The 8452-nt window shown below is 73.0% G+C and carries 7 protein-coding genes; 3 read left to right on the forward strand and 4 right to left on the reverse strand.

The genetic code is table 11. The annotated features are described in order from the left end of the window. Positions 1–92: 92 nt before the first annotated feature. Positions 93–2255, reverse strand: a complete 2163-nt coding sequence (gene cyc2 / locus V7E45_RS19755; RefSeq protein WP_333775508.1) for a germacradienol/geosmin synthase Cyc2 — start codon at positions 2253–2255, stop codon at positions 93–95. Between the two features lie 200 nt (positions 2256–2455). On the opposite strand from cyc2, the gene V7E45_RS19760 reads away from it, so the two are divergent. Then, complete coding sequence (locus V7E45_RS19760) at positions 2456–3247, forward strand: alpha/beta fold hydrolase (protein ID WP_333775509.1); 792 nt, start codon at positions 2456–2458, stop codon at positions 3245–3247. After that, complete coding sequence (locus tag V7E45_RS19765) at positions 3244–4506, forward strand: cytochrome P450 (protein WP_333775510.1); 1263 nt, start codon at positions 3244–3246, stop codon at positions 4504–4506. The genes V7E45_RS19760 and V7E45_RS19765 overlap by 4 nt, the downstream gene beginning before the upstream one ends. Here V7E45_RS19765 and V7E45_RS19770 read toward each other — a convergent pair. Together V7E45_RS19770 and V7E45_RS19775 are read right to left on the reverse strand one after the other, a co-directional pair. Next, the gene (locus tag V7E45_RS19770) at positions 4486–5682 is read right to left on the reverse strand and encodes a damage-control phosphatase ARMT1 family protein (protein WP_333775511.1); all 1197 of its coding nucleotides are present in this window, start codon (positions 5680–5682) and stop codon (positions 4486–4488) included. The genes V7E45_RS19765 and V7E45_RS19770 overlap by 21 nt on opposite strands. 22 nt (positions 5683–5704) lie before the next feature. Continuing rightward, on the reverse strand, positions 5705–6352 hold the full coding sequence (locus tag V7E45_RS19775; protein ID WP_333775512.1) for a ScbR family autoregulator-binding transcription factor: 648 nt from the start codon (positions 6350–6352) through the stop codon (positions 5705–5707). A gap of 442 nt (positions 6353–6794) precedes the next feature. Between V7E45_RS19775 and V7E45_RS19780 the strand changes: the two genes are divergently transcribed. Next, on the forward strand, positions 6795–7736 hold the full coding sequence (locus V7E45_RS19780; protein ID WP_443056100.1) for a lytic polysaccharide monooxygenase auxiliary activity family 9 protein: 942 nt from the start codon (positions 6795–6797) through the stop codon (positions 7734–7736). Between the two features lie 18 nt (positions 7737–7754). Here the strand turns inward: V7E45_RS19780 and V7E45_RS19785 are convergent, their stop codons facing one another. Next, positions 7755–8408, reverse strand: a complete 654-nt coding sequence (locus V7E45_RS19785; protein ID WP_333775515.1) for a Tat pathway signal sequence domain protein — start codon at positions 8406–8408, stop codon at positions 7755–7757. Positions 8409–8452 lie beyond the last annotated feature (44 nt).

The raw sequence follows: 8452 nt of genomic DNA on the forward strand, positions 1-8452 counted from the left end.
ACCCGGGGCGCGGGGCCGCGACGAGACACGAACGAGTGAGACTGTCCGGCGGCGGGCGGGGGGTAGTCATCCCGGAGGGACCCCGGGGCCGGTCAGCCCAGGGTCAGGGCCGGCACGGCGGGCGCCCGGTCGGGCAGGAAGCCGTGCGCACGGCGGGCCAGGTGGTCGGCCTTGTAGCGGTCCACCTCCCGGTGCCAGTGCAGGATGCCCGCCAGCCAGTTGCGCAGGTCGCGCACATAGCCGTCCATGGCCGCGCGCGCGTCCTCGGAGAGCTGGAAGTCCTCGTACAGGACGGGCAGTTCATGCGTGGTCACATGTTCGAACTGCTGCATCCGCTGGGTCATGAGGTCGTGGACGACTCCGAGCGCGGTCGGGTAGTCGACGCCGAAGAAGTTCTGCACGACGAGGACGGCGTTGTGGATCTCGCCCTCGTACTCGATCTCCTTCTGGTACGAGAAGACGTCGTTGACGAGGCAGGCGTAGTCGATGGCCGCGTTCTCCAGGGAGCGCACCGGGCCGCTGCGGTAGACCTCGGGCGGGATCGCGGGCCCGTGGCCCATGCGGCACAGGCTGAGGGTGAGGTCGGAGCCGAAGGTGGCACGCCGCATCTCCAGGTAGTCGACCGGGTCGGGGACGCGGTTCTGCAGTTGGTTGGACAGCTCCCACACCCAGCTCGCGGTCATGTCGTCCACGGCCTTCTTCAGGGTGCTGCGCTGCTCGGCCGTCATCTCCGCGGTCGTGCGCGCCCACAGATCGACCAGCGCGCGCTCCATGGCGTTGACGGGGACCACGGCCGGGTCACCCTCGACGGGCATGCAGGCGGAGAGCCGGGCGGTGGTCAGGCGGGCGGCGGCCAGGTCCCGGCGGTGGCCGTGGACCAGGGGGTAGTAGTCGTCGCCGTAGGTGCCCCAGGCCAGCCACTGGGCGCTGAGGTCGAGGGCCTCGGCGGTGGCGTCCGGGTCGAGGCCGGCGGCGCAGAGGGCCAGGTCGCAGGCGGCGAGCTTGTCCTCGTCCCAGACGCCCTCCTGGAGCAGGCCCATGCGGTGCGACCAGGTGACCAGGTCGCGGCGGGCGGTGTCGAGGTGCGGGCTCAGAGCGAGGGCGAACGGCATGTGGAAGTCGGGCAGCAGGGACGGCCCGACCTTCTGGAAAGGCTGGTGGGAGTAGGCGCGCAGGCGTTCGGCGGCGGCCGCGGCGAGCAGGGCGCCGACGTCGGCGGCGAAGGTTCCGGGCCCGCTCGGCGCCTGCCAGGGCGGGGCGGAGCGAGCGCCCTGGTTCATGTAGCGGCTGGAGCGCAGGTGCCACTCGTGGCCGCCGGACTGCCAGTCCTGGAGTCCCTTGGTGTAGGCGGCGACGGCGGCCACCTCGTCGGGCCGCAGGCCCTGCTCCAGGGCGACGGCGGGCACTTCGGTGAGCGCGGTGTGCTCGAACTGGTGCAGGCGCGAGGTGAGGATGTCGTTGACGGTGTCGGCGGCCTCCTGGGTGGTGCAGCCGAAGAAGGTCTCCAGGACGAGCACGCCGTTGCTGTTCTCCCCCTCGTCCTCGACCTCGCGCTGGTAGGAGAAGAGGTCGTTGCGCAGGTGGACGGCGTCGGAGAACGTCTCCATCAGCACCCTGAGCGGCCGGGTCCCCGCCACGGAGGCGGGCACCTCGGCGGTCGCGTACTCCACGAGCCCCGCGGACCAGGGGGCGCCGCCCACCTTGCGGCGCATCTCGATGTACTCGACCGGGTTGGCGATGCGTCCCTCGTTGATGTTGGACAGCTCCCACATGGACTCGTTGAGCAGGTGCTCGGTGGCCACGGAGAAGCGGCGGCGCCAGTCGGGGGACATCGACGGCACGGTGCGCGCCCACAGGTCGGCGAGGCCCGCCTCGACCGGGTTCTCCGGTTCGGGCACCGGGGTCGCGGGGTCCAGCGGCATGAACAGCGGCAGCCGGTCCAGGTGGGCCTTGCCGGCGGCCCGGTCCGGGGTGCGCTTGAACATGTCGAGGAAGTGGTCGTCGAAGAAGAACACCCAGACGTACCAGTCGGTGATCAGCGAGAGGGCCGGGCCGTCGCAGTCGGGGTGGGTGTAGGCGCACAGGAGCCCGTAGTCGTGCGCCTCCAGGTCGTCCTGGTCCCAGATCCCGGAGCCCTCCAGCATGCCCATCTCGCGCGCCCAGGCGGTCGAGTGGGCGCGCGCCTCGTCGACATGGGGGTTGAGCCGCGCGGGATACGGCATGTAGAAGTGCGGGAGTTCGAACGGCTGCGTCATGGCGGGGCCCTACCCGGGGGCCGTACGGCCCATCCGCCGCGCGCCGCGTGATCACACCATCGCGTGAACCGGTTGCGAAACGGGGAACTCCGGCCTTCCGCTGTGGCGTTGACCCGTCGGCGGTACCGCGCGGGGCGGCCCCGCCGGAACACCCGTCCGCGCTCTTGCCGAGCTCCCGCGCGCGGGAGCACGGTAGGCGCATGACCTCCTTCGTGCTGCCCCATGAGGTGCACGGCGACGGCCCCCACAAGGTGTTCGCCGTGCACGGCTGGTTCGCCGACCGGTCCGCCTACGCGCCCGTCCTGCCCGATCTCGACCGCTCCTCCTTCAGCTACGCGCTGGTCGACCTGCGCGGCTACGGCGAGGCACGGAACGCCGTGGGCTCGTACACGACGACCGAGGCGGCCGTGGACCTGGTGGAGCTGGCCGACCGGCTGGGCTGGGAGCGGTTCTCGGTGGTCGGGCACTCCATGGGCGGTTCGGTGGCGCAGCGGCTGCTGTTGGTCGCCCCGCACCGGCTGCGCCGGATCGTCGGCGTCTCCCCCGTGCCGGCCTCGGGGCTGCCGCTGCCCGGCGAACAGGGCGTGCTCTTCGCGGACGCGGCGCACCGGCCGGAGAACCGGCGGGCGATCATCGACTTCACCACCGGCGGCCGCCGCCCGGCGGCCTGGCTGGACCGGATGGTGGACCGCTCGCTGGCGCGCAGCGACGCGAAGGCGTTCCGGGCCTGGCTGGACTCCTGGGCGGGCGACGACTTCCGGGCGGACGTCGAGGGCTGCGAGGTGCCCGCCCTCGCGGTGGCCGGTGAGCTCGATCCGGCGCTGTCGCCCGCCCTGCTGCGCGAGACGTGGATGTCCTGGTACCCGCGCGCCCGGCTGGTCTCCCTGCCGTGCGCCGGGCACTACGCCATGGACGAGACGCCGCTGGAGCTGATCCGGGCGGTGGAGGACTTCCTGCGGCCGGACACCGCGGGCGCGAGCCGGCCGGCGTGAGCGTGCGCGAGGCCCCGCCGGTGCCGGACGTCTTCGATCCGCGCCGGTACGCGGCCGGGGTGCCGTACGCCGACTACCGCCTGCTGCGCGACCACCATCCGGTGGCCTGGCAGGACGAGCCCGAGGTGCTGGGCTGGCCGGCCGGGCCCGGGTTCTGGGCGGTGACCCGGCACGCCGACGTGGTCCGCGTGCTCAAGGACTCCGCGACGTACTCCTCGCACCTCGGCGCGACCCAGATCCGCGATCCGGACCCCGGTGACCTGCCGTTCATCCGGCGGATGATGCTCAACCAGGACCCGCCGGCGCACGGCCGGCTGCGGCGTACGGTGAGCCGGGCGTTCACGCCGGGGCGGGTGGACCGGTTCGCGGCCGTCGCGCGCGAGCGGGCCCGGGGGCTGCTCGCCGGGGCGCTGGAGGAGGCCCGGTCGGGCGACGGCACGGTCGACGTGGTGGCCGCCGTCACCGACGAGTACGCCCTGCTCAACCTGGCCGACCTGCTGGGGGTGCCGGAGAGCGACCGGGGGCTGCTGCTGCACTGGACGCAGCGGGTCATCGGCTACCAGGACCCGGACGAGGCCGGTACGCCGGTGCTGGACGGCGCGGGCAGACCGGTCGATCCCCGGTCACCGGCGATGCTGCGGGACATGTTCGCGTACGCGGGGCAGTTGGCGGTACACAAAAGACGGTATCCCGCCGACGACATCCTGACGACACTCGCCCACGACGCCGAACTCGACGGTGCCGAGCTGGAGATGTTCTTCTTCCTGCTGACCGTCGCGGGCAACGACACCGTGCGCAGCGCCGCACCCGGTGGTCTGCTGGCCCTGGCCGAGCATCCCGGGGCGTACGGTCTGCTGCGCGCCGGGAAGGTCGGTCTGCCGTCGGCGGTGGAGGAGCTGCTGCGCTGGCACCCGCCCGTGCTGACCTTCCGCCGGACGGCGGCGGTGGACACCGAGCTGGCGGGGCGCCGGATCCGGGCGGGTGACAAGGTCGTGGTGTTCCACGCCTCGGCCAACCGTGACGAGCGGGTCTTCGACGGGCCGGGCCGGCTGGACCTCGCCCGCTCCCCCAACCCGCACGTGTCGTTCGGGGACGGTCCTCACGTGTGCCTGGGCGCCCACTTCGCCCGGCTGCAACTGCGGCTGCTGCACGAGGAGGTGGTGCGGGCGCTGCCCGGTCCGCGGCTCGCCGCGCCGGCCGGGCGGCTCGTCTCCAACTTCATCAACGGGCTCAAGTCGCTACGGCTGTGCGTGGCGTGAGGCGTGGACCTGGATCAGGGCGTGGGTGCCGCCGGTGCGCCAGCGCTGTCCCTCCGCCGCGACCAGGGCGCTCTCAATGGCGGCGGTCAGTCCCGTGATCACGTCGGACTTCAGGGTGCGCAGGGCGGCGACCGGGCCGGGGAAGTACGCGGTGACCTCGTCGAACGGTGTGGTGGGCGGCCACATCCGGTCGCCCACCAGGCGGCGGTAGTTGAGGTCGCCCTTGACGATGGTCAGGGTGGCCGCCGCGAACCCGGCGCGCAGGTCGTCCGGCGCGTCGGCGTACGGCAGCGGGGCGCAGGAGAAGGGGTGGGCGGCGCTGGTCAGGCGGCCGTCGGCCATGGCGGTCCACAGGGCCCGCCCGTACTCGGCGGCCGCGCCCGGTGCCGCGACGAGGCGCCGCAGGGCGTCGACCACGTCGGCGGTGGTGGCGTCGGAGACGTAGTAGGGGTACGGCTTGACGTGCAGCACCGCCCGCCCGATCCGGCCCTCGGTCAGGAGGTGAGCGATCAGGAGCAGGTCGGGGACGAGCTCGCGGCCCGCGTTGTCCGCGACCAGGACGAGCGTGCCGGTGCCGGAGGGCGGCAGCAGCGACCACAGGGCCTCGCTGTCGTCGGCGACCAGGGCGGGGACCGGCGCCGCGGCCTCGGCGCCCTCGGCGGACAGGCGGAAGCCGAGGTCGGCGCGGTTGCCCCAGAGGGAGCCGTGCAGCAGGGCGCGGGCGCGCTCCCGCTCCGGGCGGCCCCGGAGCGCGTCGAGGGCGGCCAGTTCCTCGTCGGTCTGGGGGGCGTCGAGTTCGGCGCGCTTGAACGGGCGGAAGGGGTCGATGCCCTGCCAGGCGCCCCGGCCGAAGTAACCGACGGCTTCGAGCAGCCGACGGTAGAAGTAGCTCTCCGACCACAGCCACGGCACGTCGAACCAGGAGCGCCCGGCGTACTCGTCAAGGCCCCAGGCGCGCCACAGGTCCCGGTCGGCCGCATCGCCGGGCAGCGGCTCGATCACGCCTTCGGTGCAGCCGGTCAGCAGCTCGTCCAGCGCGCGGTGCTGCCCGGGGCCGTACGGGAACGCCTCCCGCACCTGCTCGATGATCGCGGGGTGCCGCTCGGCCAGCACGCTGTGCGGGAACGAGCCGGGTTCGTCGCCGAGGATCACGGGCGCGGTGCGGATGTCGGGCATGGCCGTCACCGTACCGCGCGGCTCAGCAGGTTCTGATCTCCCGTTCCAGCTGCGTGGCGAGCGTCAGATAGCGGGGGCGGCGGTGGACCGGCACCAGTCCCCGGATCACGAGGTGCCACATCTCGGCGACCCTGCGGGGCAGCCGTGCGACCGGTTCGAGGGAGCGGCCGGCGACGCGGGTGCCGATGAAGAAGCAGACCAGGGAGTGGGCGACGACACCGGCATCGGTCTCGGGGTGCGCATCGGCCTCCTTGACCGCGCCGCCGATCTTGCGGGTCGCGAAGTCCAGCCACTCGGTGAACGGATGCCTGAGCGGCGCCCGTACGACCACGTCGGCGGTGGCGAGCCGCAGTCCGGCGCGCGGCACCGGATCGTCCACGGCCAGCCGGGCGACGGCGAACGTGGCACGCATCAGCGCCTCGAGCGAGGAGTAGCCCCGTCCCTCCACGTCGGCCACCACCTGCTGCGCGGCTCTGGACTGGAGCTCCAGGATGGCGTGCGCCAGGTCCTCCTTGGCGGCGAAGTGGAAGTACAACGCCCCCTTGGTGACCTGTGCGTGGCCGACGATGTCGCTCAGGCTGGTGGACTCGTAGCCCTGGCGGTCGAACAGGTCGGCGGCGGCCGTGATGATCGTCGCCCGGGTCTGCTCAGCACGTAACTGCCTCGCCATCGTCTGACCCCCTTCTCGCGGCACTTCCGAACGGGACACGCGGTTTGTTTTGGCCCACCCATACGATAACTCACCGACAGCGGAAGAGAGTCGGGTGGGCCGAACTCTGAGTCGGCAGCTCACCGGAGGTGCGTACGGCGACTGCAAAGGACCTGAAGTTTCGCAAGCAGGTTGCGGAAATATGCCCTGTTGAGGCGACCATCGACCGTTTCCGATAGCCAAGGGGTGGTGGCTGCGGCGACTTTGACCGATCCCGCTCGGGGCGTCCTGGGCGCGCACCCGGTGATTCGGGAGAGCGCTGCCAGAAACCGCCCGACCGGTTGGTGCTCGGCACCGGCCGGTCACGGACCGGTGGAAGGCTGAACGCGGACCACGCGTGGCGCGTACTGGATGCGGCAGACCCCGTTCCCGCGCCCCCGAGGAGACGTCCCGGATGACCCGGATGACTCGGACGACCGCCCGCCTGGGCGTCACGGCGGCCGCCGCGGCGGCCCCGCTGCTGCTCCTGCCGTGGACGGCGGGGCCCGCCCAGGCGCACGGCGCCCCCACGGACCCGGTGAGCCGGGTGTACGCCTGCTCGCCCGAGGGCGGCGGCGCGAACCGGTCGGCCGCCTGCCGGGCGGCGATCGCCGCGAACGGCGCCCCCTTCACCGCCTGGGACAACCTGCGTGTGGCGGGGGTGGCGGGCCGGGACCGGCAGGTGATCCCGGACGGCAGGCTGTGCAGCGGGAACCTGCCCGCCTACCGGGGACTCGACCTGGCCCGGCGGGACTGGCCGGCGACCCGGCTGACCCCGGGCGGACGGCTGACGATGACGTACGCCTCGACCATCGCGCACGCCGGCACGTTCCGGCTGTACCTCACCGGGCCCGGCTACGACCCGGCGAAGCCGCTGAAGTGGTCCGACCTGCCCACGCGGCCCTTCGCCGAGGTCAAGGACCCGCCCCTGACGAACGGCGCCTACCACATCCGGGCGACCCTGCCGAAGGGCCGGACGGGTCGTCAGATGCTGTACACGATCTGGCAGAACAGCAGCACGCCGGACACGTACTACTCGTGCTCCGACGTGGAGTTCGCCCGGCCCGGCGGAGCCGGGCCCACCGGGACGGCGGCCGCCTCGCACACGCCGGCGAGCCCCCGGCCCACCCGGACGGCGAGCGCACATCGGGCCGCGCACCCGTCGACGGGCAGTCCGGCCGCCACCGAGAAGAAGGAGCACGCGTCGGGGACGGCCACGGGGGCGGCCACCGCCGACGGCACGCCGGTGGCCGAGACCACCCGTGCGGACACGGGCCCCTCGGCCCCCATGCTGGCGGGCGGCGCCGCCGCGGTGCTGGTGCTCACCGGGAGCGCCGCCCTCTTCCTACGCCTGCGTCGGCGCTGAACAGCTCTCGCCTACGCGCTAGTTGACGTAGACCGGTGCGCCCGCGTCGGTCACCGGGGCGTACTTGGCGGTGAAGTAGCCGTTGGCGAAACACAGCGACGAGCCGGAGCTCTTGGTGAACTGCTGGTTGGTGAAGGAGATGCTGCTGTCGCTGTTGTCGGCCTTGCCGGTCAGGCCCGACGCCCGGTAGACGCAGGTGATGGTGCCGAGCAGGGTGCGCAGCTTGACCGTGGTCTGGACGGTGGAGCCGCTGGCCGGCGACACGGTGAGGGTGCCGTCGGACGCGACCGTCGCGGTGTAGGGCAGGTTGTCGACCGTGATGGCGCTGACGCCGAGCACTCCCGTGACGTTGCTGGTGCAGCTGCTCGCGTTGAAGGAGTGCCCGGTGACCGACTCGGTGGCCGTGCCGGGGGCGGCCGGGTTGCTCGCGACCGTGGCGGTGAACTGCGAGGACGTGCAGCTGACCCCGCTGGTTCCGGTCGGGCTCGAGTACAGGGTGGCGGAGGTGCCGGCGGCCAGCGGTGCGGTGAGGGTGTCGCCGACCGCGGCCGCGGTGCCGCCGGCGGCGCCGGTGGTCAGCACGGCGGCGCCGTCCGCGGCGGCGGGGACGGCCGCGGCGACGGTGAGCGCGGTGACGGTTCCGGCAAGGGCGAGCAGGGATCGCGTACGCATGCGGATGCCTCTCATGTCGAAGTGGGGGGTGATGGGGGGTGACG

Origin of the sequence: Streptomyces sp. IBSBF 3136 (assembly GCF_036815105.1) — a bacterium.
Lineage (GTDB): Bacteria > Actinomycetota > Actinomycetes > Streptomycetales > Streptomycetaceae > Streptomyces.

Excerpts from the sequence above, each read along its gene's own strand:
- cyc2 (WP_333775508.1), bottom strand. The coding sequence starts at position 2,255 with ATGACGCAGCCGTTCGAACTCCCGCACTTCTACATGCCGTATCCCGCG.
- V7E45_RS19760 (WP_333775509.1), top strand. The coding sequence starts at position 2,456 with ATGACCTCCTTCGTGCTGCCCCATGAGGTGCACGGCGACGGCCCCCAC.
- V7E45_RS19770 (WP_333775511.1), bottom strand. The coding sequence starts at position 5,682 with ATGCCCGACATCCGCACCGCGCCCGTGATCCTCGGCGACGAACCCGGC.
- V7E45_RS19775 (WP_333775512.1), bottom strand. The coding sequence starts at position 6,352 with ATGGCGAGGCAGTTACGTGCTGAGCAGACCCGGGCGACGATCATCACG.
- V7E45_RS19780 (WP_443056100.1), top strand. The coding sequence starts at position 6,795 with ATGACTCGGACGACCGCCCGCCTGGGCGTCACGGCGGCCGCCGCGGCG.
- V7E45_RS19785 (WP_333775515.1), bottom strand. The coding sequence starts at position 8,408 with ATGCGTACGCGATCCCTGCTCGCCCTTGCCGGAACCGTCACCGCGCTC.